Source organism: Deinococcus aerius, assembly GCF_002897375.1.
Lineage (GTDB): Bacteria > Deinococcota > Deinococci > Deinococcales > Deinococcaceae > Deinococcus > Deinococcus aerius.
On sequence record NZ_BFAG01000002.1, the window covers coordinates 304,805 to 326,187 of the forward strand.

The 21,383-nt window shown below is 69.1% G+C and carries 23 protein-coding genes; 6 read left to right on the top strand and 17 right to left on the bottom strand.

Annotated features, from left to right (window positions below):
- Positions 1–73: 73 nt before the first annotated feature.
- The 5 genes from DAERI_RS04315 to DAERI_RS04335 all read right to left on the bottom strand — a co-directional run bounded on the left by DAERI_RS04315 (position 74) and on the right by DAERI_RS04335 (position 7,923).
- Positions 74–1,903, bottom strand: a complete 1,830-nt coding sequence (locus DAERI_RS04315) for a PcfJ domain-containing protein (protein ID WP_103128189.1) — start codon at positions 1,901–1,903, stop codon at positions 74–76.
- Between the two features lie 437 nt (positions 1,904–2,340).
- A complete protein-coding gene (locus DAERI_RS04320) occupies positions 2,341–3,564 on the bottom strand; it encodes an ATP-grasp domain-containing protein (RefSeq protein WP_103128190.1) in 1,224 nt (407 codons plus the stop codon).
- Positions 3,561–4,652, bottom strand: coding sequence for an alkaline phosphatase family protein (locus DAERI_RS04325; protein ID WP_165794065.1), 1,092 nt, complete (start codon positions 4,650–4,652; stop codon positions 3,561–3,563). Before DAERI_RS04325 ends, DAERI_RS04320 begins: the two co-directional genes overlap by 4 nt.
- Complete coding sequence (locus DAERI_RS04330) at positions 4,646–5,884, bottom strand: ATP-grasp domain-containing protein (protein WP_103128192.1); 1,239 nt, start codon at positions 5,882–5,884, stop codon at positions 4,646–4,648. Before DAERI_RS04330 ends, DAERI_RS04325 begins: the two co-directional genes overlap by 7 nt.
- A gap of 98 nt (positions 5,885–5,982) precedes the next feature.
- A complete protein-coding gene (locus DAERI_RS04335; RefSeq protein ID WP_133161958.1) occupies positions 5,983–7,923 on the bottom strand; it encodes a hypothetical protein in 1,941 nt (646 codons plus the stop codon).
- Positions 7,924–8,032: 109 nt separating this feature from the next.
- Between DAERI_RS04335 and DAERI_RS22290 the strand changes: the two genes are divergently transcribed.
- From DAERI_RS22290 to DAERI_RS04360, 6 genes are all read left to right on the top strand, one after another.
- Positions 8,033–8,170: a hypothetical protein gene (locus DAERI_RS22290; RefSeq protein ID WP_165794066.1), complete on the top strand. Its 138-nt coding sequence runs from the start codon at positions 8,033–8,035 to the stop codon at positions 8,168–8,170.
- 65 nt (positions 8,171–8,235) lie between these two features.
- Positions 8,236–8,766, top strand: a complete 531-nt coding sequence (locus DAERI_RS04340; protein ID WP_133161959.1) for a thiamine pyrophosphate-dependent enzyme — start codon at positions 8,236–8,238, stop codon at positions 8,764–8,766.
- A gap of 14 nt (positions 8,767–8,780) precedes the next feature.
- Complete coding sequence (locus DAERI_RS04345) at positions 8,781–9,329, top strand: thiamine pyrophosphate-binding protein (RefSeq protein WP_103128195.1); 549 nt, start codon at positions 8,781–8,783, stop codon at positions 9,327–9,329.
- Positions 9,326–10,192 carry an isocitrate lyase/phosphoenolpyruvate mutase family protein gene (locus DAERI_RS04350; protein WP_201262716.1) on the top strand — a complete coding sequence of 289 codons (867 nt, stop codon included), beginning with the start codon at positions 9,326–9,328 and terminating at the stop codon, positions 10,190–10,192. Before DAERI_RS04345 ends, DAERI_RS04350 begins: the two co-directional genes overlap by 4 nt.
- A 64-nt stretch (positions 10,193–10,256) precedes the next feature.
- Complete coding sequence (locus tag DAERI_RS04355) at positions 10,257–11,513, top strand: MFS transporter (RefSeq protein ID WP_103128196.1); 1,257 nt, start codon at positions 10,257–10,259, stop codon at positions 11,511–11,513.
- Positions 11,506–12,735: a hypothetical protein gene (locus DAERI_RS04360; RefSeq protein WP_103128197.1), complete on the top strand. Its 1,230-nt coding sequence runs from the start codon at positions 11,506–11,508 to the stop codon at positions 12,733–12,735. The genes DAERI_RS04355 and DAERI_RS04360 overlap by 8 nt, the downstream gene beginning before the upstream one ends.
- Before the next feature lie 321 nt (positions 12,736–13,056).
- Here DAERI_RS04360 and DAERI_RS04365 read toward each other — a convergent pair whose 3' ends face one another.
- From DAERI_RS04365 to DAERI_RS22295, 12 genes are all read right to left on the bottom strand, one after another.
- Complete coding sequence (locus DAERI_RS04365) at positions 13,057–13,698, bottom strand: hypothetical protein (RefSeq protein WP_103128198.1); 642 nt, start codon at positions 13,696–13,698, stop codon at positions 13,057–13,059.
- 51 nt (positions 13,699–13,749) lie between these two features.
- Positions 13,750–14,016: a hypothetical protein gene (locus tag DAERI_RS04370; protein ID WP_103128199.1), complete on the bottom strand. Its 267-nt coding sequence runs from the start codon at positions 14,014–14,016 to the stop codon at positions 13,750–13,752.
- 128 nt (positions 14,017–14,144) lie between these two features.
- Positions 14,145–14,648, bottom strand: a complete 504-nt coding sequence (locus DAERI_RS04375; protein WP_103128200.1) for a GNAT family N-acetyltransferase — start codon at positions 14,646–14,648, stop codon at positions 14,145–14,147.
- Positions 14,649–14,650: 2 nt separating this feature from the next.
- A complete protein-coding gene (locus DAERI_RS04380; protein WP_103128201.1) occupies positions 14,651–14,941 on the bottom strand; it encodes a type II toxin-antitoxin system TacA family antitoxin in 291 nt (96 codons plus the stop codon).
- 133 nt (positions 14,942–15,074) lie between these two features.
- Complete coding sequence (mazE, locus tag DAERI_RS04385; protein ID WP_103128202.1) at positions 15,075–15,311, bottom strand: type II toxin-antitoxin system MazE family antitoxin; 237 nt, start codon at positions 15,309–15,311, stop codon at positions 15,075–15,077.
- Positions 15,312–15,396: 85 nt separating this feature from the next.
- The gene (locus DAERI_RS04390) at positions 15,397–15,942 is read right to left on the bottom strand and encodes a hypothetical protein (protein WP_103128203.1); all 546 of its coding nucleotides are present in this window, start codon (positions 15,940–15,942) and stop codon (positions 15,397–15,399) included.
- Between the two features lie 195 nt (positions 15,943–16,137).
- Complete coding sequence (iscB, locus tag DAERI_RS04395) at positions 16,138–17,466, bottom strand: RNA-guided endonuclease IscB (protein ID WP_103128204.1); 1,329 nt, start codon at positions 17,464–17,466, stop codon at positions 16,138–16,140.
- Between the two features lie 435 nt (positions 17,467–17,901).
- Positions 17,902–18,777: a single-stranded DNA-binding protein gene (gene ssb / locus DAERI_RS04400; protein ID WP_103128205.1), complete on the bottom strand. Its 876-nt coding sequence runs from the start codon at positions 18,775–18,777 to the stop codon at positions 17,902–17,904.
- Between the two features lie 164 nt (positions 18,778–18,941).
- Positions 18,942–19,259, bottom strand: a complete 318-nt coding sequence (locus tag DAERI_RS04405) for a hypothetical protein (RefSeq protein ID WP_103128206.1) — start codon at positions 19,257–19,259, stop codon at positions 18,942–18,944.
- A gap of 279 nt (positions 19,260–19,538) precedes the next feature.
- A complete protein-coding gene (locus tag DAERI_RS04410; protein WP_103128207.1) occupies positions 19,539–19,823 on the bottom strand; it encodes a hypothetical protein in 285 nt (94 codons plus the stop codon).
- A gap of 209 nt (positions 19,824–20,032) precedes the next feature.
- The gene (locus DAERI_RS04415) at positions 20,033–20,356 is read right to left on the bottom strand and encodes a hypothetical protein (protein ID WP_133161960.1); all 324 of its coding nucleotides are present in this window, start codon (positions 20,354–20,356) and stop codon (positions 20,033–20,035) included.
- Between the two features lie 59 nt (positions 20,357–20,415).
- The gene (locus DAERI_RS22295) at positions 20,416–20,583 is read right to left on the bottom strand and encodes a hypothetical protein (RefSeq protein ID WP_165794067.1); all 168 of its coding nucleotides are present in this window, start codon (positions 20,581–20,583) and stop codon (positions 20,416–20,418) included.
- Between the last annotated feature and the right edge of the window lie 800 nt (positions 20,584–21,383).

A 21,383-nucleotide genomic window follows, 5' to 3' on the forward strand; every position in this document is an offset into this window, starting at 1 on the left:
TCGCCCCCGACGTAGCAGGGGTGGTTCTCGCACCGACGCCTCCTCCTTCCGGGACACCCCGAACTGCCCGACGTCAGAAGGGGAGGTCGTCCGGCTCGGGTTCAGGGATGGAGACGGCCGCCTGGGGCAGGCCGGGATGGTGGCACAGCGATGCAAGATCGTGAGTGCGGATGCCGAGGCGCGCCTGACGGAGGTAACCGAACGCCGCCGCGAGGTCGGTCTGATCCCTCAGGCCCTGATTCCGGTCGCGTTTGAACTGGTGGACGGCACGTCCCCGCACCTCGAGGCAGTACACCGGCGTCCCCCGCCCGTCTCGGGCGACGACGATGACGACCTCGCCGCGGATGGCCGCCCCGGCGTAACTCGACACGCAGTTGTGGAGGGTCTCGCTGACGTGGATGAGGTCGTGCGTCTCCCGGGCCCGGCGGAAGTGGAGCGTGCCGCGGGCCGCGTGAGGGAGGTCGGCGTCGAGGTGAGAGAGCCGCCCGTCCGTGCCACTGGGGATGGGCCGGTTCTCGGTCCGGATGCGGGTATGCAGCCGGGCCAGGTGGTCGTGCAGGGCCAGCGGGTCGAGCTGGTCTCGCCCGGGCCGGTAACCCGGCTGCGCGGCCTGAACGTCCTGCCACAGGCGCTCCGTGTCGCCGAGCAGGAGCGCGAGGCCAGAGACGGCGTGCCCCTCCCGGAAGGTGCGGATCAGCCGCCGGGCGGCCTGCTGCTCGCCGCCCGCGAGTTCGACGTACCAGCGGGCATCAAAAGGTGGGCCGCAGCGGTGCTCGCGCAGGGCGGGCGCGTAGGCGTTCAGGACCTGGGCCTTGAGGTCCGGGGACCTCATGCCGCTGCGGTGGAGGGACGCGGCCAGGGTGAGCACGTCCAGCCGTGCGAGGAGCGGCCGGACGCCGCGGGGGAGGGAACCGCACAGTTCGCGCAGCAGGGTGGTCGCGCCGGGCCTGCGCCTCAACCACGCCCGGTACTCGCGCCTAGCGCTGAGCTGCACATGCTCGATGAGCGCGGGCACGTTGAGGTAGTCCGGGTGCTGCACGGCGAACAGGAAGGGACCCAGCCGCTCGGTGGTGCGGGGCTGGTCCTCCGGCGCGAAGGCCTCGCGGAGTTGCGCGAGTTCCCCGGCGCAACAGGTTTCCCGCGCCAGTTCCCACGCGAGCGCCTGGAGGCCCCGGCACACCTCCGGCGTGAGGCCCGCCGGATCGAAGCGGCCGTACTTCACGTTCCGCACCTGTCCGCCCTGGATCAGCAGCAGGTCCCGGCCCCGACGCTGTACCCGCGTGGTGGTCTGGGTGCAGGTGAAACGGCAGTACTTCGCCGGAGCGTGCTGCCCGGTGCGGGGCGTGAGGGCACTGACCGAGTACTCGGTGCGCAGTTCGTAGAACTCCCGGACGCCGGGCGTGAAGGGGTGGTCCCGCAGGGCCGTCATCCGGTGAACACAGGTGCGGCCGTAGCCGACTTTCAACGCGCTCCGGACCTGCTCGGGCGTCAGGCGCGGCCGGACGAACTGCTCGAAGATCGCCGTCCCCGCCTCGTTCAGGTCGGCGAGCTGACCGGTCCCCGGGACGGCCGCCTGCAACGCGGGATGCTGACGAATGGGCACCCGCTCCTTCAGCCCGCTGGCGTGCCGAATCCAGACGACGCCCTCCCACTCGGGCTCGCTGGGGGAGCAGGCGTCCAGCACGGTCCACAGCACCCGCCTTCGGCCCTCGTGCCGCCGCCGGAAACGTTCAAAAGCCTGGATCTCGCGCTCCAGCGCGGCGGGACCCTTGACGCACGTGCGGGCGGCGCGGGGCACCTGGAGCCGTCCGGGAAACAGGTGGGCGTTGCGCTCGGCGAGCCGGGCGTACAGCACGTCCAGTTCGTGTTGCGGCTTGGGGGCAGGCGTGGCCTGTTCGGACATGCCCGGCTTCCTCCGGCCCTGGACGGAGAGGGGCCGCCGCATGCCTTGCCCATCCTTCTGGAATCTCCCCCAGCGTCTGAGGTTGGGGGCTGGCCAGTTCAACCTCCGGGCGTGAGCGGTTAGAACGGCTGGGCGTGGTCGAGCAGCGCCGCGAGCCCTCGCTGTCCCTCGGCGAGGTCCTGGTGCAGACGGGCGAGCTGACGGGCGGACTCCTGGGCGTCCTGCGACGAGATGTACGGCCCCTTCCCAAGTTCAGGGGCGTACGACTAAGGTCCGCCCGTGCCATGACCCCAGACCCGCTGCACGGAATCAACGGAAGAACCGCCCAATAATGGAGGTCTATTGGGCCGGTCGCCCTGTCAGACAGAGCCGCGTCCTAAGGCAAGCCCGACGACGAGGACCCAAGAGGCTCGACCACGCCGTTGCCCTCTTCCCCGTCAAACGTCGGCGACTGGGTGCGGCGACCGGGCGTACGCCAGGACCGCGTCAAGCGCCTGCTCGAGTTCGCGCTCGCCGTCCGCGTGCACCACGACTTTGCCCGCGCGGGCAGAGGAGTTTCGGCGCACGTCGGGCCGCACGTTCCCGCTGCGAAAGTCGTATTCGGCCTCCACCACCCCGGGAAGGGCCAGCAGGTCGGCAACGGTGGGAACGTACGTCACGGGCTCGTCCGGAGCCGGGAGCTGCAGGTAGCCGTGGCTCGCTGACGCCTGGGCCACGTCCGGTGCGGCGACGTGTTCACCCAACGCCAGGCGCACCGCCACCTCATACAGGTCGACGCCGAACATGTGGCGGATGGTCTCGGCGACGTAGCCACCGCCGATGCGGGCCGCGCACTCGCTGAAGACAAACGCGTCGCCGCGCCAGAAGCACTCAAGGTGGAACACCCCGTCCGACAGGTCCAGGCCCGACAGCGCGCGCGCCGTGAACTCGTGCAGGCGCGCGAAGGTGTCCGGGTGATCGGCCGGGCGCAGCGTCACGCTGGAGACCACGACGCCGTCCTTGGTGCGGATCAGCGGCGCGCGGTAACGGGAGGCGGAAAACCACTGGAGCCGGCCCCCAGAGGTCCAGCCGTTGACGTGCCACTCTTCGCCGTCCACGAACGATTCCACCACGAACGTGCCGCGCGCGTCGATGCCGGCGTCGCGCACGCGCCGCGCGACCTCGTCCAGCTCTTCGTCATCGTGCACGACGTAGGTGTGGGCCGTGGCCACACCGTCAGCGGGTTTGACCACCAGCGGGTACCGGGCCTCCCGGGGCAGGGCGGCTGCGTGCAGGGCTGGCAGAAGCCAGATGGCCGCGTGCTCGACGCATCCGCCCAGGCGCAACTTCTGCTCCCGCTTGTCGCGGAATGCCACCGCCGTGGCGAGCACCTCGCGCCGAGCGGTGCCGTACAGGGCTTGGAGCACTGCCGCGCTGAAGATGCCCTCCTCGTAGCCGGTCGTCACGCCATCGAAGCTGCGCTCGTCGTAGCGCAACAGGTTGTAGGCGATGCGTTCGGCGTTCGACAGGCTCTCGCCCTCCACGACGCGCCCGGCCTGGCCCGGCGCCAGCACGGCCTGGCCTGGCTCGACGCTGTAGGCCGTGACGAAGACGCCCAGCCGGGCGCAGGCCCGAATCAGGCCCGCGCGCCCTCCAAGCACGAGCAGCCTGGGCCGCGTCACGACCGGGCCTCCGTGACGGGTAGGGCCTCGTAGATCTCGCGCAGCCGCTCGTGGTGACGGCCTGTGTCGTCACCGACTGGCGCCACGTTGCTCCACCACGGCACCCGGCACTCGTGTGCCGAGCCGTGCGAGCGCACCTCGACGGGGTGCCGCTCCTCGGGAAACTCCCCGAAGACGACCTCCGGAGCGGCCAGCACGATCAAGTCGCCGACGCGCCCGGCGTGCAGGTCGAGGTCGCGCGCCGCCGCCCTGGACAGCACCTGCTCGACCCCCGGTGTGTCGCGCAGCGCGTCGGCCGCGCGGGCCTCGTGCGCGTGGTCGAGGTACAGGTAGCCGAAGCCGCCGAGGTTGTCATGGTGCGCGACGTAGCGGTCCTTGATGGCTGGCACGAACTGCGCGTCGACACCGTGCCGGCGCAGGACGCGCGATAGGTCCACGCCCATCCTCTTGGCGTTCATGCCGTGGTCGGCGGTAACAACTACGCTTGCCCCGGGGCACAGGTCCAGCACCCGCCCGAGTTGCGCGTCCAGGGCCCGGAGAAAGGCCCCCGCCTCGGCCGACCCGGGCGGGTGCTTGTGCATCACGTAGTCCGTCGTCGACAGGTAGACCACGTCGTAGTGCTCCCGCTCCAGGTACCAGCACAGCGCCGAGAACAACCAGACGCTCACCTCGGCCGAGTAGATCGGCGGCACGGGCCCGAGGGCGCGCACAAGGGCCGCCGGCGGCCGCTCTGCCGTTACGGCAGTGCTCGCCCCGCGCCCGATCATACGCAGCAGCTTGTCCTTGGCGACCAGCGCGAGCCCGCGCAGGTCCGGCCGGCGCTCGAAAATGGTCGGGGCGAGCAGGGCGTCCGGCAGCTCCAGGTAGACGTCCCGGCCTGCCTCGTCCCGGTAGAAATTGCCGACGACGCCGTGGGTAGCCGGCCCCCGACCAGTGACAAGCGAGCAGTTGTTCACATTCGTGACCGACGGCATTGCCGCGCTCACCGTCACGTGTCGACCCAATGGGGTGACCCGGGCAAAGTTCGGCAGCTCGAGCCCCGCGAGGTACGCCGGATCGAGGCCGTCGATGCACGCGACGATCAACACGTCCCGGCCCCCTGCGCCTGCACCGACGCGTCCGTTTCGCACACGTACGTGTCGCGCAGACGGCGCAGGAACGCCCGAAGGTCATCCGCGTGGTCGAGACGGAAGAACACCTCGCCCGTGAAGAACACGGACGACCGGCGCGCCGACAGGCGGTCGCCCGGCTTGTACCGCATGGACACCGCGTAAACGCCGTCGAGCCGCGTCAACGCGTCGGCCGAGCTCAGGCGGGTGATCGTGCCGCCCTTCGCGGGGAGGCCGCACAGCCCGTAGACCTTGCCGGGGTGGCGGGGCCGGGCGCCGTCCACTTCGGGCGGCAGCCGAAGCGCGGCCGCCACGTGCTCCCTCCACAGGTCGACCCCGTACATGTGGCGCAGCGAGGTGGTGATGCCGCCGCCGCCCGGCCGGCAGGCGACCTCCCCGACCACGAAGCCCTCGGCCGTGTGCAGGACTTCGAGGTGCGTCACCCCGTCGTCGAGCCCCAGGGCCGCCACCACCCGGGCGTGAAGGTCGACCAGCGCCTGGGCTGTCGGGTCGTCGGGCGACAGGTGCACGCTGCCGTGAAAGTCGCCCACCACGGTCAGAGGGGGCGCGAAGTACCGCGAGGCACTGGCGAAAAGCACTCGCCCACCCCGGACCACGCCGTCGCAGTGAAACTCGTCGATGACGTCGGCGAAGCGCTCCACGATCAGCGGCAGCCGGCGACCGCGCAGGCCGTCGAACACGCCCGCGCGGTCAAGCACTTGGGCGTGCGACGGCGAGTGGATGGCGATGGTGTCCTCGCTGCCAGCGCCGAACGCGGGCTTCACGATTACCGGCCAGCCCAGGTGTTCGCCGCGCGCTGGCAGGTCGTCCAAAGAGGCGGCCGGCTCAAAGGCCATCACGGGCACGTGAGGGGCCAGGGCCCGCTTCATGGCGACCTTGTTGGAGAAGATCAGGGCCTGGTCGTACTTCATTCCGGGCAGGCCGAAGTACGAGCGCAAGAACGCTGCGGTCGGCACCGCGCGCTCGGTCATGGCCACCACGTCCGTCACGCCCCCAGGCCCCACCACCTCGCTGGCACGCGCGAGGACCGCCCCCACGTCACCCAGGTCGCTTACCCCCACCACGCTGCCCTCCGGGTAAAAGCTCCTCAGCGCTTCGGAGGTCATCACGGTGTGCCGGAGGTCCGGAAACTGCTGGAGGACGCTGAGGGGTTCCTGTTTGTCCGAGTTGAGGATCAAGACGTGACGCATACACACCTCTTCGGCGCCGCGTGATCCGGGCGACCGAAGTCAGCGTGGCGCGCAGGCGTATTGGGCTGGTATTGGGTGTTGCCCGAGGCCCCGGCACTTTAGGGGTCGAGGTGTTGATGCGCCTGTCCGGTCAAGGTCTCCTGAAGCGCCAGCAGGTTGGGCGGGGGCGCGCCCAACTCCTGCTCGTGGTATTGCAGCAGCCGCGCGAGGACGTGCAGGGCGCTCAAGCGCCCCTCGACCGCGCTGGTCAGCCGCACCAGCGCCTCGCCGACGCCGGGTTCCAGGGGGTCGACGCGGTGCAGCCCCATGGCCAGGTCGAGCAGCGTGCCGAGCCCGAGGTCCCCGTCCGGCCGCGTCAAGACCTTGAGGCCGGCGGCAATCAGGTCGTTCCTGAGCCCGCTGCGGCGGGTGAAGGCCCACTCGCTCTCGGCGTCCGGCAAAAAGTCACCCTGGTAGCCCTCCACGGCGCGCAGCAGCGCCGGTCCCCCGCGCGCTACGGCCACGTCCACCTCCCGGTCGTCCCGCGACAGCGCGTACCCCGCGGCCTGTACGCGGTAAGACTTCGAGCCCGGGTCGTGGGGCACGCTCAGGCGGGGCAGGCGGCGCTGTAACTCGTAGCGCGCCTGGTGAAAGTAGTTGCGGGCGAGTCCCGGCTCGGTGTCGGGAAACAAGTCGAGCAGGACCTGGTTCATGCGTTGGCCAGGGCGGTCGAGCAGGTAGACGAGAATTTCCACAGCGCGCTTGAGATCAAAGAACACCGGCTGGCCGTCCAGCCGCACCTCGACCCGGCCCAGGGTGAAGACGTCCAGCCGTTGCGGGTGCGTGCTTTCCATTTCGACGTAGTCGTCGTATAGCGCGCGCGCGTAGGCGTCGACCGGGGCCCGCTGCAAGACACCCAACGTCCGAGTCAGGTAGCGCAACTCGCTGGAGAAGGCCAGGCCGTTGCCGAGGGCACTCTTGATGTCGACGACCTGGTCGAGCAGGGGCAGCGCCTCGTCCTCGGCCCCGAAGGCGGCCCGGGCCTCGGCCAGGTACAGCAGGGCAATACCCTCTTCCCGGCGCAGGCCGAGGTCCGCAAAGGAGCGGGCCGCCTCTTCCAGATGGGCGACGGCCGTGTCCTCTGCGGCGTGCAGGCGGTGGACGCCCTCGGCCAGCAGCACCTCGGCCGCCGCCTTGGGTCCGGTGGACAGCACGCGCGCACGCGCCAAGTGGCGCCGGGCGCAGGCCTGGTCCCCCCGAACGCCCGCGATGAGGCATAGGGCCAGCTCCGCGTAACATTCAGTTTCGAGTTCTTGCACCTCGCGCGCAAGGTCGCCCGCCTGCGCGAACAGAGCGTGGGCGGCCGCGAGGTCGCCCCGCGCCTTGGCCAACAGGCCGAGGTTGTACAAGATGACGGGCCGAGCGACCGGCGCGGCGTCGCTGTGCCGCAGCGCATCGTTGAGGTCGGCGTCGGCCTCGTCCAACTTGCCCAGGCGCAGGCGGCACAGGCCGCGGCTGTTCCGAACGTAGATTGACCGCGCCGCGTGGCTGCCCTCCAGGGCCAGGGTGAAGTTTTGCTCCGCCCGGGCGTAGAACCCCCTTGAGCCGAGCACGAGACCGAAGAGCTGGTTGATCGCGGGCAGCAGCACCTGCTGGAGGGGGCCGCTCTGGTACGCGCTGAGCAGGGCGATCTCTAGCAGCTCGGAAGCCTCCTTGAGCGCGCCGCCCGAGTAGGCCAGGGCAGCACGCTCCCGGTACAGCAGGCAGCGGTCGAACGGGGCCAAGCCCGCCTCGTCCACGGTGGCGAGCACCTGGTCGGCCAGTGACAGATCCCCGAGTTGACGCAGTGTGGTCGACAGCTCGACGTTCGCGGCCGCCTCGCCGCCGCCAACGGCCAGGAGCAGGAAGTTCTTGGCGCGCTCGAACTGCCGCAGGTTAAGCGCGCACACCCCAGCCCACCGCGCGTCTGCTGGGGTCGGGTCGGCCAGGGCGGCGTAGGTCGCCAGACCCTGCTCGTACAGGCCCCGGCTGACACACTCGAACACGCGTCCGTATTCCACTACGCTCCCCCAATACATTGCCAATATGCCGCGTGCCGTCCCGGCTGCCGGCTCAATACGCGGCGTCCCTACCTTCCGGGTCATTCAACTTAACAGGAGGGATGGGGATATGAAGACGAAAATGTGGTGGGCCGTTGTCGTTGTGTTGATCCTTGGTGGCCGGGCGGCCGCCGACCCGGGGACGAACGCGGGCGGGGGGCTGCGCGCGCCGACCCCCGCGACCGCAGCATCGGAGGCGGGCAGGTGACGGCGGTCGGGCGCGACGAAGCGCTGCTGGCCGTCGTCGACGCGGCGAACGGACGTGACGCGTACGTGTTCGTGGGCAACGGCAACAACGCCCGGGCCATGAGCAGCCTCGCCGACCGGCCCAAGAACTTCTACATGGTGGGTTCGATGAGCCTCGGCCCAAGCCTGGCCGCGGGCTTCGCGGTGCGTAGCAGTGCGCCCGTGGTGGTCGTGGAAGGCGACGGCAACGCGCTGATGGGCCTGAGCGGTTTTCCGGTGGCCGCCCGGGCGGTGGCGGGCAAAACGCCGTTCGTGCACGTCGTGCTGGACAACAAGGTCTACGAGACCACGGGCGCCCAGCGCACCCTGTCGGACGGGGTCGACTTCGTGCGCGTGGCCCTGGGGGCAGGCTACCGCGCCGCGCGCGAGGTGGGCACGGCCGAGGAGTTGCGCGCGGCGGTCGAGGAGGCCCTGGCCAGCGGCGAGTGCACGTTCCTGTACGTCGTGACCGGGCGAGACACGGCGGCGCAGCACCCCCGCGTGCCCTACCACCCGCGCGACATCCGCACCCAGTTCACCGCGCACGTGCGCGACGCCGCCTCGCGAGCGGACGCTTAAGGGAGGGTGATGAGATGAGTCAACTGGCAGACGCGGCCACCGTGCCGTTCTCGTTCGGACAGGAAGTGTTCAAGACTGGGGTCACGTTCATCACCGGCGTGCCAGACTCGGAGTTCAAGGCGCTGATCAGCGACCTCGAGCGCAACGAGCTGCACGCGAACTACGTTCCGGCGACCCGCGAGGACAATGCGGTCGCCCTGGCGGTGGGCGCCCACCTCGCCGGGGACCGGCCGATGGTGTTTATGGAAAGCTCGGGGTTCGGCAACACCGTGGACGTGCTCACGAGCCTCGTGCTCGTCTACGAGGTGCCCCTCGTGCTGTTCATCGCCTGGGCAGGCTACAAGGGCCGGGACGTGCCCCACCACAACGCGATCGGGGAGGCGCTGGCCCCCATGCTGGACGCGCTCGACATTCCCTTCGCCGAGGTGGTGCTGGACAAGGACCGGCCGGAGCAGGTGGTGCGGGCGCTGGGTGAGGCCCAGGCCCGTGCCGAGGCCCAGGGACGCTGCGTGGCAGTTGTCGGCATTCCCGCGAAGTTCGCCGACAAGAGTGGTGAGGCGTGAGCCCCCACGACTTCAAGCGGCGGCTGGTCTCGGGCGAGACGTTGGTGGCCATCGGCGCGCACAACGGGCTCAGCGCGCGCCTGGGCGAGGAGGCGGGCTTCGAGTGCCTTTGGGCCAGCGGCCTGGAGATTTCCGCCAGCCGCGGAATGCCCGACGCCAACATCATCACCTTCTCGGAGATGGCCGACGCCGTGCGGAACATCGTGGAGAGCGTGAGCATCCCCGTCATCGTGGATGCCGACAGCGGGTACGGCAACGCCATCAACGTCATCCGCACCGTGCAGGAGTTGGAACACGCCGGCGCGGCGGGGTTGTGCCTGGAGGACAACGTCTTTCCCAAGCGCAACAGCTTCTACGCCGACGTGACGCGCGACATCGTCGATGCGCGCGAGCACGTCAGCAAGATCAAGGCGGCAGTGTATGCCCGCAAGAGCGAGGACTTCGTGGTCATCGCCCGAACCGAGGGGTTCATCGTAGGGCTGGGCGTGGACGAGGTGCTGGAGCGCGCGCACGCCTACGCCGATGCGGGTGCTGACGCCGTCCTCGTGCATTCCAAGATCGACAACCCCTCGGAGATCTACGCCTTTTCGGCCCGTTGGGACCGCGAGGTGCCTCTCGTGGCCGTGCCCACCACGTACAACAGCGTGACCGTTGAGGAGCTGCGGGCGCACGGCTATACCATGTGCATCTTCGCCAACCACGGCATCCGCTCGTTCGTGTCCAGGGCCCGCGAGATCCTGCGGCAGTTGCGCGAGAGCGGCAGCGCGAGCACGGTCGAGCCGCAGCTGTGCACGCTGGGCGACCTGTTCGGCTTGGTGGGGTTCGCCGACCTCAAGCGTCGGGAAGTCGAGTTCCTCGGTTAGCCGAGCCGCGCGCCAGCCGGGAAGCCGAGCCCCCGGCTGGCGCGGCGCATGGGGGGTGCCGTCCATGTTTTCGAACTACGCCGTTCCGGCACGTCGCCTGCTGGTCTCGACCCTCGTGACCAATCTCGGCAACGGGATGAACACGCTGGTGGTTGGCAAACTGCTGTACGACCGCACGGGCTCGGCCGCCTCGTTCGGCGGCGTGATCGTCGCCGAATTCCTGACGGCGCTCGCGCTTCAGCTGTTTGCGGGCAGCCTGACGGACCGCTTCCCGCCCCGGCGAAGCCTGTACTTGGCGGAGCTGCTCCGCGGGCTGGTGATTCTGGCCTGCGCCCTGGCGGTGCTCGTGCCCGCGCTCACGGTGCCCGCCGTGCTCTTCGCGGTGTTGACCATCAACGTCGGCAAGGCGTTTTACCGCGCGGCAGTGTTCGCGTACACCGCGCAACTCGTGCCCCAGGAGCAGCTCGCGCACTTTAACGCCCAGAACAACGCGCTGTTCCAGACTGGGCAACTGCTGGGGCTGGCCCTGGCCGCGCCGCTCATCCAGTTCCTGGGCACGCCAGCCGCGTTCGCGTTCAACGGCCTGTCGTTCGTGGCGTCCGCGCTGCTCGTCGGGGTGCCGGGCGCGGCGGCCGAGGCGGCGCGGGACGACGGGGCCGCGCCGACCCGGCCCAACGTGCTCGCCGACTGGGCGGCGTTCGTGGGGCGGCTGCGGGACAACCGCCTGCTGCTCGCCCTGATCGTGCTGGCATGCGGCGACTTCCTGTCCGTGGCGCTGATGAACCTTCACCTCGTGCCGCTGGTGGACCGCACTTACGGCGGCCAAGTCGTGCTGCTGAGCTTGTTCGACGGCGCCCTCGCCCTGGGCAGCCTCGCGCTGCTCTTCGTGCTGGGCAAGCGCATCTCGACGCTGGACACGGTGACGTTTGGCGCGATGGGGCTCTTCGTCCAAGCGCTGTGCGTGTTCCTGATGAGCCGCGGCTTTCCACCCCTGCTCAACGCCGCGGTGATGGTGGTCAGCGGCGCCGGGACCGCCTTGTCGCTCGCCATGTTCGCCACCTCGCTGCAGCGCCACAGCCTGGGCGGCGAGAAGGGCAAGACCACATCCGCGCGCATCATGGTGACCTCGGTGCTCGCGCTGGCCGTCATCCCGGTGGCCACGGCGCTGATGCACCGGTCCATAGAATGGTCGCTGTTGTTCTTTTCGGGCACGCTCGCCACGTTCGGCGCGGCGACGGCGCTGCTCGCCGTCTTTCTAAACGCGTGGGCCGCCCGGCGCACCCTGGGCGCGAGCGCGACACCAAGGAGCTCCGATGACTGACGCCGCGCCGCGCACCCTGCGTGCTGCGCTCGACCAACTGCCCACGCTTCCCGTTCCCCCGCACGCGAGGGCGCGGCGGGGACGGCTGGCCGACCACATCCGCGCCACCGAGGGGCTGGTGCTGCGTGCCGACGACCCCGGCGCGCTCGCCGCCGCGCGGGCGAGCCTCGGGTGGGACGACGCGGCGCTGCACCGCTTCGTCGAGTCGGGGTTCGTGATCCATACCTCGCCCCACGCGAGCATGAACGCCTTCGGGCAGCGCGCCTGCTACTCCTGGCTTGCCCGGCGGGTCATGGACGGGTCAGCCCGCGAATTCCTGCGGCCGATCCAACTGCGCACCAGCCTGACCCACAACAACCTGGGGGACCTGAAGTGGCGGCCGTACGCGTGGTGGCGACGGGACGGCGGCGGCCGCGTGGTCAAGGACAGCCTGTTTTCCCGCAACCATGCAGTGCGCCACAAGACGCTGCTCTCCCAGCCACCCGTGGACCTGCTGGCGATCACCCTGTCGACCACCGACACCCACGCCGCGCGCCTCGCGTCGGTCGCGCGCAACCACGCCTACCAGTGCGTGTTGTACCGTGCAGCCCTCGAGCACCTCGGGGGCTGCACCGCGCCGGGCGGCGCGGTCGAGGTCCCGTTCGACCTCCTCAACCGCTTCGCGCTCGCGGACTCCGAGGTGCGGCCCATCCTCGTGGCCGCCGCACGCGCCTCGGGCATGAAGGTGATCGGCCCCGACGGCGAGTTGGCGGCGGTACCCGACCCTGGTGACCTGACGCCTGCGTCCGGTGCCCCCACACAGTATGTCGGAAGCAACGAGGTCAACTTCGTCCTCACGTACCTGCTCGCGCCCGGCGTGGTGATCGGCGGCAGCCACATGGCCGAGTACGCCCCCGCGATGCACGGGCGCATCCACGCGCTGTACGCCAGCCTCGGCCTCGACCTGCCTGTGCCGTCGCTGTTGCCGGTCGTGCGCTTCCCGGTCGATCACGCCATGCCCGTCGACCCGGAGGGCCGACGGGTGCTGGACGCGTCGTCGGTGCCCAACACCCTGGCGATTGCCGTGGCGGACCACGGCGCCGGCCTGGCGCGGCTCTTCGACCGGCTCCTCGACGAGCCGGCCGGGCAGGTGCTCGGCGCCGTGGCCGTCTTCGGCGGGGCGGGCACTGAACGGGTTTCCGGCCAAGTCCTTCGAACTGCGCGAGAACAGCCTGGCTTATGAAGGTGCGGTAGGACTTGCAGTGGTGAATACCCTGCAGGTGGGGACCTGTTCGGTCCACACGCCCCAGCGCTCGGCATCCGTTCGGATCAGGCCGAGCAGGATGCACGGTAGGAGCTCGCCTTTCCACACCTTGGACAGCGGCAACTTGCCGTACTCCATAAACGAGAGGCGCTCCCAGGCGAGCACGTAGGCCACCCGGCCTGCCCGGGTCAGGCGAGCCACCAGAACCCGCCGCGCTTGAATGCCCTGGCCCTCTCAAGTGGAGGCTGTGTCTGCCTTCGTGGGGATGGTGATGGGGTCCGCCGTGTTCCTGCCGTCAGCTCACGCCATCACGCTGCTCGAGCGTTCCTCCAGCGCGGTGAAGTACCGCTTCTCTCCACCGAGGATGCTCGCATCCGTCTTGACGAGCACCTGCGTGATGACCAGGGCGCCGCCGCGCTGCCCCTTGAGCGGCGTCTCCCGCCAGGCCTCGACCTTCAGGTAGTGCGGGCGGGTCTCGGGCGCGCCCGACTTGACGGGGAGGTTCAGCGTCACCAGGGCTTCCGTCACCTCGCCGAACACCCCTGCCCGTCGCGTCTCGGTCTTCTTCGCCAGCCGCCCGTGGAGGGTGAAGATGTTGACCGCATTCTCCAGGATGAGATGCTCCCCCTGGCGCCGGGTGCGGACCCCCTGCAGCTTCACGAAGGAGCGGCCCCGGGTCACGATCTGCGCGCGCGGTTCCTGAGTCTGCCGGTCGGTCCAGATCAGTTGCTCGACCGCCGCCCGGTCGAAGAGCACGGCTTGTCCCGGTTCGAGCTGAAGGGCCTTCACGGCGACGTCTCCGGTCACGCGGACCTGCTCGAAAAAGACCAAAGCTTTGCTGACTCGGCTCGTCTCGCCCGCCAGGGTAACGATGGCCGCGGGAAAGGTCTGGGTCTTGTCCTCGACGCGGACGACGCAACCACTGATCATGCCTTCGTTCATGGTGCACCCCTTGTGGTGGGGAGCTGACCCGCTCACGGGACAGCGAGAGGTTCAGTGCAGCAGGAGGATTCGACCGATGAAGGCGGCGTCCCTGAAGTCGCCCAGGGAGAGGACGCGGGCGGTGAGGCCACCCCCGACCAGAAGATCGCCGGGACGAACCTGTTCCTGCCGTAGGCCCTGCACGACCGTGAACACCAGGACGTCCGGGGCGAGTCGGGCGCGAACGTTCAGGGCCAGGGCGGCGCGGTCCATCGCGTCGTGGATGTCACGGCCCTGAACGAGGATCTGCGCGGGTGACCCGAAGCTGGGCCTCGGCATGCCGCAGCAGGTGGAAGTCGAACTCCTGCATGCCGCCTGCCCCGCCCGTCAGGGCGAGGGTTCTGCCGGGACATGATGAAAGGGGAGAGGCACGCGGCCCCTCCCCATGGCCCTTCGCCTTCTCTCTCCTACGTCCTGGGCAGCACGTGCCGGAGGCTCAGGAAGAGCCGCAACTCACCAGAGCCAAAGCGCTGGAAGCCGAAACGCTCGTAGAAGCGGGCCGCTCCCTCGGAAAGCGCATCCACCACGATCACCCGCAACCCCAGCTCACTCTCCAACCGCGCGCAGTGTTCGACGGCCGCCGCGAGGAGCCGCTCCCCAAGGCCCCGACCCTGCTCGCGCACGTCCAGCGCCATCCGCCCGACCAGCACGCCCGGAACGTCACGGTAGGGAATGCCGCGCGCCGCGTCTTCGGGCAAGTCGTGAAGCCGGAGACTGTGGGCGCTGAGGGTGTAGTACCCCACGACACGGGCGGGCTCGCTCGCTCTTGTGAGGACGTAGCAACGTGCGAGCGAGCGTTTGCGGTCCTGGCTCGCCTGTTCGCGCAGGTAGCGGTCGAGCGTCACCTCGCCACACGTGAATGCCGCCCGGTCATGGTGGGGACCGAGCGGCGTCACCTGCAGATCGTCCACACTCACGGTTCTTCCCGCACAGGCAGCGAGGTCCGGCCGAAGTGGCGCGTGAGGCGGTCCACACCCTGGGGAGCCTCGCCTGCCTCGAGGGCACGGAGAAACGTTTCGGCCTGTTCTCGACCGAGCTGCGTCACGCGGTGATGTTCGACCACTCGCGTCGCCGCGTCCACCAGGTGACGGGTGGCAAAACCCGTGAGGGTGAGCCCCTCGAGGGTGGCGGCCTGTTCGATCAGGTCATGGTGCTCCCCAGTCACTCGCAGGTGCAGGCGCTCGTCTTTCGGTAGCTGCGTCATTACATTCCCCTCGGCATTATTGTACGCCAAAATGCCACACCAACGACGGGCTACTCTAAGAGAAGACGAAGGGATGCGGCGCCCAGCTTGTTATGAAGCTGAGCGCCACGAGGGTGCGTGGCGGTGCAACCCGTCAGTCCTCGTGTCCCCGTTCACGCTGGTAGGACGTGCGGCTGTCCTCGGCCAGGGGGGGCAGGCTGCCAATGAAGCGCAGGAAGGGGTTCTCGCCCTCGCCGACCGGCGTCTCCTCCATGGGGAGATCCACATCGATGACCACGGTCTGCCCGGGCTTGAGGGCGAGGCGGGCCTGCGCCTCGGGGGGCAGGGTGAGCCGTCCCTGCGCGTCGACGGTCACGGCGACCTTGGTCATGCTTCCTCCGAGGGTCATGGTAGCGCGTGCACGCCCGGTGAGGTTCCGGGCGAGGGTCCTTCCGGGAAAGGTCTGCCCTTGGGGGTCACAGGTGGGCGGTGAGGCGCTCGATCTCGCGAACCGTCCCCCGACCCCAGGGCACCCGCTCGAAGAGGACCTGCCAGGCCAGTTCCTGCTCTCCCTCCCGGCCGATCAGGGCGAGGGAGGACGCGGCGTCGGTGGTCCGGAGAGCCCACTCCAACGCGGCGAGGAAGCCCGGCTGGTCCAGGTGCTCGTGCAGATGCAGGGTGACGACCCCGAGGTCGCCGTGCACCTCCAGCCGAAGAGGAACGGGCGCGGGAACGAGGGCCGAGTGGGACGCCTGCACCGCGGCCGCCGTCTCGGGGCGAGTTCCGGACCGGGCCGCGAGACGCAGGGCCTGGGGACGGGTCAGGCCGTCCTCAAAGGTCTCGGCGTCGATGGCCGGCTCCCCCTGCGCCTCGTCGGTGCGGGTCTCGAACACGGCGTACCCCGCGCCCGGCCGGTGGGTGACGTGGAGGCTGCGCCGCTCGCCACAGCGTGGCGGGAACTGCTGCTCGACCTCGAAGGCGGGCGTGAGGAAACTGGACAGGACATGCAGGAACCTCAGCATGTCCCGGCCCTCTCCACCGTGAAGGGAAGGTGCCTGGTCCGGCCGCTGAGGGTGGTGTCCACCTGCGCCCGGCCCGACCGCCCTCCGGCGCGAATGCCGGGGAGGGTCCGGGCCGCCGAGGTGATGACGCGGGCGGCCTCGAGGGCCATAGGACCGTAGATCAACAGGTGGCCGGCGCCTGTGAGGGCACTGCTTTTAACTGTAAGCGTAGCCGTCTCCTTTCTGGATGAGCACGAAGAAGCGGTAATGCAGCCCGTCAACCATTGGGAGTCGGAATTTTCCAGTCGCCCGCACTGAAACCCGCCCGACGTAGCTTCCTGCCTTCTTCCCAGTGGTGACGACTGCCCGCACCAGATCTCCGGTCTGGAAACCAAAGTGGGTCTTTTGCCGAGTGCGGTGCCGGGTAGGGAAACCGAACTTGTTGGTCCCGCACATCTGCCGGTTCCCGTGCCCGATGCAGATGATGGCAAGCGGACGCAGGTTCGGGACGATCACCCGGGCGCCAGAAGGTCCGACACAGGCTGCGTCAATCCAGTGGGCCTTGGGGTAGCCCTGAATGTCTCGGTTGAAGCTGGTCTGTGCGCCGTCGCCAATCTCGACGAGAAGCCCGGTCTTCTGAAGCTCACGCAGCAGCTTAGCCTTCGTCGCGTTGACCGCAGCGCTGTCATGCAGGGGGTCCTGAACTTGCGCCCGGATCTTTTTCAGCAGGATGAGATTCTCCGCGAGGAACTGCTGCAGGCTCTGGGTACCCTTTTTCAGATTGCAGGGCGTGCACGAGAGCACGAGATTGGAGATGCGGTCTGATCCCCCTTGTGAGCGCGGTGTCAGGTGTTCGACTTCTAGCGGGCGGTCATTCCGGTCACAGTAGGCACACCTGCCCTGCCACTTCTGTAAGAGGTAGCGCCGGACGGTGTAGCCGTAAAGGGTACCTCGCTGGTAGCCCTCTCGCCTGATGAATGGATTCTGCAGGCGTTGCGTGTCGAAGGAAACCAGTTCAGTAGCCAGGTGAGTGGCTGCGGCCCAACGCGAGAGGCGCCCCACCCAAGTCAACGTGGTGAGTACCCGGTGCGTAAGACTGGGCGGCAACCAGCCCATCGGACGGGTGCGGTTGTCGAACCTCGGCTGACGGTACCAGAGCTTGCGAGACCGTCGCGCCCGCCGGAGAACTCGGCGTGCATCCAGGCTCTGCTGGATGGCCCGTCCGCGATGGTGCAGGAGTGCTGCCCAAACGACCTTTGGCCCCCGCTTCATCTCAGCCACGGCACAGATGCCCGTGGTCTTGGACCCAGGGTCGAGCTTAAGGCTCAGAGGCTGGGTCACTCCACAAGCCCTGTCTTTCAGGACGATGGTGAAAGGCTGGTGACGGAGCACTGCGGCCCTGCCTTTCCTGAGAAGTTCTCTGGCTCGCGCGGGGTGGCAGGGCATCAGGGGTTTGTGGGTGGCGGAGACCACCAGGGCCCGGTTCGGAAGCTGCCGGTCCCGAGGCTTGAAGGAGTCGAGATGGACGATAGGGCGTTCGGTCATCGGATTACTCCGTGGCTGGTGCTCTTCCCGGTGAGGGGAGTGAAGTCTGCCTCGGGGGGAGGGATGGCGTTGAGCCGGGTGGTGCTTGAGCGGTGCGGGCCGGACATCCCCGTGCCCGGGGCTTCGCAGGCCGCTCCGGAGAGCTTTGAACTGGCAAGGGGCATTCAAAGGTCCGATCGTCCATCCATCTGCTACCTGAGATTCAGGTCCCCTGGTAAGGCGTGGGCTCTGCTTCTGACAGCAAAGCCCCCGAATTCATTCGTGGAGTTGCCTTACGCCCTCGCCGAGCTTCAGGGACAGGTTCATGCGCTCCTTTGCGCCCGGCGTCCTCCCGGGCGAGGGTCCCCCAGGGGCACCCCGCCAGGGGCGATGGGGCCGGCGGGTGGATGCTTCAGACGAACCGGGGAGAGAGGCGCGCGCTCTCCCCGGGCTGGCTCAGAACGGCAGGGGCTCCTCGTCGGGCGGGAAGTCCTCCAGCCCCTGATCGATGTCCAGCCCCTCGGAGCGGGTCCGGGCGGGCGCGGCGTTCTGAGAGCTGGCCGCGCGAGTCCCCGAGGCGGCGACCGGTTGCCGCTGCTCGCGTGCCGGAGTTGGCGTGCCGGAGGTCCCCGTGCCCGCACCCCGGCTGAGGGGGACCACCGTGTCCGCCTCGACCTTCTTGGTCCGCCGCCCACGCCCGTCGCGGTCCGTCCACGACTCGTCCACCAGTGCGCCCTCCACCAGGACCGGGTCACCCTTGCGCAGTCCCTGGTGAGCCAGGGCCAGGTCGCGCCACAGGGTCACGTCCACCCAGTGCGTCTTCTCCTGGGCTTGGCCCTGACGGTCCTTGTACTTCTCGTTGACGCCCAGACGCAGACCGAGCACGGCGTCACCGGCAGGTGTGGACCGCAGTTCGGGGTCGGCGGACACGTTCCCGATGACCGTGGCCCGGTTCAAGCCGCCCCTGAGTCGCTGCCCGCCCCGGCCATCCTGAATGAGTTCGAAGTCTCCGTCCGCTTGGCGCACCGTCCCCGTGACGCGCACCCGCAGGGCGCTGCGCTTGCCCCCTTCGGACGCTTCCCACTGGCTGTAATCGAGCTGCCCGTCCGCCACCAGGACGTCGCCCGCCTGATACCCGCGCTCGGCCAGATGTTCGGCGTACTTGCCCAGCGCCTGCCCGTTCTCGTAGAAGGGGATGACGTGCGCGCGCCCGTCGCTGCCCGTGATGTGGCGCTCGCCCGCAAGGGTGAGATCGAGGACGGCGGTGCCTCCCGGGGTGTAGCGGAGTTCGGGATCGCGGGCGAGGGCGGCGATGATCAGGACCTTGTTCATGGGGACTCCTTCTGGTGCGCGGCGGCACCGGTAAACCTTGCCGGTGGTTCGCCCGGTGCGGTCTCCGGGCGAGGGATGGCTGCCCGTTCTGCAGTGGACGCGAGGGTCGACCGTGCCCGTCCTCCAGTGTGGGTGCGGGTCAGGTTGGTCACGTCAGGGCGTGTTCAGGCGACGAGACCGTGAGGGGCGGGCGAGGCGAGCAGGGCGCCCAGCAGACGGCGGACGTGCGCGGTCAGGGCAGGCAATTGGGGCAATTGGGGATGGGCGGGGAGGCCGTCGGCCTCCTGCAGGGCCAGGCGGGCGAGTTCACAGGTGGTCTGGGCCGACACGGCGGGACAGGTGATCATCAGGTCGACGCACAGGGTGCGTTCCAGGTTGGGCCGCAGGACGTCGAGCAGGTCGAGCAGGTCCAGCGTGTGGGTCAGCAGGGCCTGGCCGGCGGGGAGTGTGCCGGCGACTTGGGGGAGGACCGGCGGCCTCACACGTACCTCCAGCTCGGATACTTCCGCTCGCGTTTCTGCTCACGGGTGAGGGGACGAGGGAACTTCCTCTTGCCCTTGTGGCGGATGCGTTTGGTGGTGGTCATGCGGCTGGCCCACCCGCTGCCCGGCGGGTGAGGGTGGAGGCCGGTGGAACTGGCGGGGCAGCCCGGCGTCTCTGCCGGACGTGAGCGGAAGCGGCTGCACCCGGGCGGAAGGTGCAGCCGCCATCAAAAAAGACGTGGAGGCTCCCCGCTCGGCGGCCGGGTTGACGAGCGCAGGTCAGGCTTTGGCGTGCCGGGCCCACCAGCGATCCGTGTTGACGAGGTGAGCGGTGCGGATCACGAGCTGTGTCCGGAGAGTGATTCGACCGGAGCCCTGGCAGGTCGTGCACGTCTCCAGGTTCTGGCCGACCTCGACCTCGGCCGCTCCCGTGTCGGGGTCGCTGAACACGGTGCTGTCGTCCACCAGGAGGTCGCCCTCGCCGTGGCAGTCGGGGCAGGTCACGAGGACGGGGTCGGTGACCCGGTGGCCGAAGCGGCGAAGCAGGAAGTGCAGGAGGGCCATGCCTGCCTCGCCGCCCGGGAGGCGAGGGTCCTCCCGGGCCACGCAACAGGGAAAGGCTCGGCGCGGGACCTCCCCGACCGGCCACGCCCAGTGGCTGGTCACGGTGGGGACATCTGGTCGGCGCTGAGGATCAGGGGTCGCAGGTCGTCCGTCGTCCCGGGCGTTGGGTGGCTTCGCTGGGGTGCTCCTGAAGTTCGGGACCGGGGAGGTCAGGCGAAGGGGAAGAGGGTGCCGAGCAGCAGGACCAGTTGCATGACGAACAGCAGGAGGAGGACGACCCGGAGAGTACCCAGCAACTGGGTGCCGGTGCGGGTGTCAAAGGCCGGACCGAAACGGCGGGCGAGCAGGAACAGCACGGCCCACAGCAGGGTGGCAAGCAGCGAGGACCAGACTTTCGCCGCGTCGGGCGGGGCCCTGCGACCGACCTGCAACGTGAAGCCGAGCAGCAGGGCGGGAGGGAGGATGGTGGCGAGCCAACGCAGGAGCCGGGCGTCCTTGCGAAGGCTGCCGAGCAGCAGATGCAGCATGGGCACCCTTTCAGGTCAGGGGGTGTGGACCGGGTCCGGGGGACAGGCGAAACCCGGGTGGGGCCTCAGCGCAGGTGAACACGGACGCGCGGTTTCAGGGGACGGGGATCAAGCTGCTCGGCGAGACGCAGGACCTGGAGGGCCGCCTCGACCTGAGCCTGGAGTTCGCGCCGACCCTCCTCGTGCTGCGAGGTTTTGGGGCTGACGTAGGTAAGGCAACGGGTGTTCACCATCTCGCTTTCCTCCTGATCTGAGATGGAGTGAGCGCGCCGCCTGAGCGGCGAGGGTCCCGCCGGGCCAGAGCGCGAACACGGAGCGTCGCCCGCCCGCTCCCTGTCGTGAATGAGAGGGGCACGAGGACGGGGGAGGGCTGCTCGGGCACCGACGGTGGGGGAAGGTGATGCCCGAGTCAGGTGGCCTGGCGTGGAGGCGGTCGCAGGCAGATCAGCACTGGCAGCGGTGTGGCGAGGCTCGCCGTGACCCTCTCACGGTGCAGGTGACTTCGGTTCCTCCAGGCCATCAAGGCCCCTTCCCTCAAGGCACCCCCGACGTGTTTTCGCATCACTGCCGGACACGTCCTGGGGTCTTGAGGCGATCCTTCAAGGAACGTTCTCCTGCCCTCACCGCTGGCATCCGGGGGGCTCAGCATGGGCGGGCTTCTCTCGACGGACCGTCCGTTCCTCGCTTCAGCCTCTCACGAGAATGAGAAGTTTGAGTGATTTTGCTTGAAGTTTTCAAGTGCTTTGTACTTTGAAGTTGGGGCAGGGCGGTCTGAAGCTGGAAGGCGAGCACGGGCACGTGCTTCAGGCGGGGTGGAGGCTGGCGGTGCAGGCGGGGGAACGTTTCGTTTCTGAAAAAGCTGAAGTGCCCACAGCCCCCCCACCTTTGACCTGTCGCCCTGTCTCAGTTTCTCTGTGTGAGAAAGGGACTCGAACAGGGAGTTGTGCCGGGAAACCAGCACCGCCATGTCGCTGCTGGAACCGCGCCGTCGGGTGAGGGACGAGGATGGACCTGCTTGTGTTCTTGGAGAGCG

Bases quoted from the DNA above. Each gene is read 5' to 3' on its own strand.
- DAERI_RS04315 (WP_103128189.1), bottom strand. From the start codon at position 1,903: ATGTCCGAACAGGCCACGCCTGCCCCCAAGCCGCAACACGAACTGGAC.
- DAERI_RS04330 (WP_103128192.1), bottom strand. From the start codon at position 5,884: ATGCGTCACGTCTTGATCCTCAACTCGGACAAACAGGAACCCCTCAGC.
- DAERI_RS22290 (WP_165794066.1), top strand. From the start codon at position 8,033: ATGAAGACGAAAATGTGGTGGGCCGTTGTCGTTGTGTTGATCCTTGGT.
- DAERI_RS04345 (WP_103128195.1), top strand. From the start codon at position 8,781: ATGAGTCAACTGGCAGACGCGGCCACCGTGCCGTTCTCGTTCGGACAG.
- DAERI_RS04355 (WP_103128196.1), top strand. From the start codon at position 10,257: ATGTTTTCGAACTACGCCGTTCCGGCACGTCGCCTGCTGGTCTCGACC.
- DAERI_RS04360 (WP_103128197.1), top strand. From the start codon at position 11,506: ATGACTGACGCCGCGCCGCGCACCCTGCGTGCTGCGCTCGACCAACTG.
- DAERI_RS04365 (WP_103128198.1), bottom strand. From the start codon at position 13,698: ATGAACGAAGGCATGATCAGTGGTTGCGTCGTCCGCGTCGAGGACAAG.
- DAERI_RS04370 (WP_103128199.1), bottom strand. From the start codon at position 14,016: ATGCCGAGGCCCAGCTTCGGGTCACCCGCGCAGATCCTCGTTCAGGGC.
- DAERI_RS04380 (WP_103128201.1), bottom strand. From the start codon at position 14,941: ATGACGCAGCTACCGAAAGACGAGCGCCTGCACCTGCGAGTGACTGGG.
- mazE (WP_103128202.1), bottom strand. From the start codon at position 15,311: ATGACCAAGGTCGCCGTGACCGTCGACGCGCAGGGACGGCTCACCCTG.
- DAERI_RS04390 (WP_103128203.1), bottom strand. From the start codon at position 15,942: ATGCTGAGGTTCCTGCATGTCCTGTCCAGTTTCCTCACGCCCGCCTTC.
- iscB (WP_103128204.1), bottom strand. From the start codon at position 17,466: ATGACCGAACGCCCTATCGTCCATCTCGACTCCTTCAAGCCTCGGGAC.
- ssb (WP_103128205.1), bottom strand. From the start codon at position 18,777: ATGAACAAGGTCCTGATCATCGCCGCCCTCGCCCGCGATCCCGAACTC.
- DAERI_RS04410 (WP_103128207.1), bottom strand. From the start codon at position 19,823: ATGGCCCTCCTGCACTTCCTGCTTCGCCGCTTCGGCCACCGGGTCACC.
- DAERI_RS22295 (WP_165794067.1), bottom strand. From the start codon at position 20,583: ATGGTGAACACCCGTTGCCTTACCTACGTCAGCCCCAAAACCTCGCAG.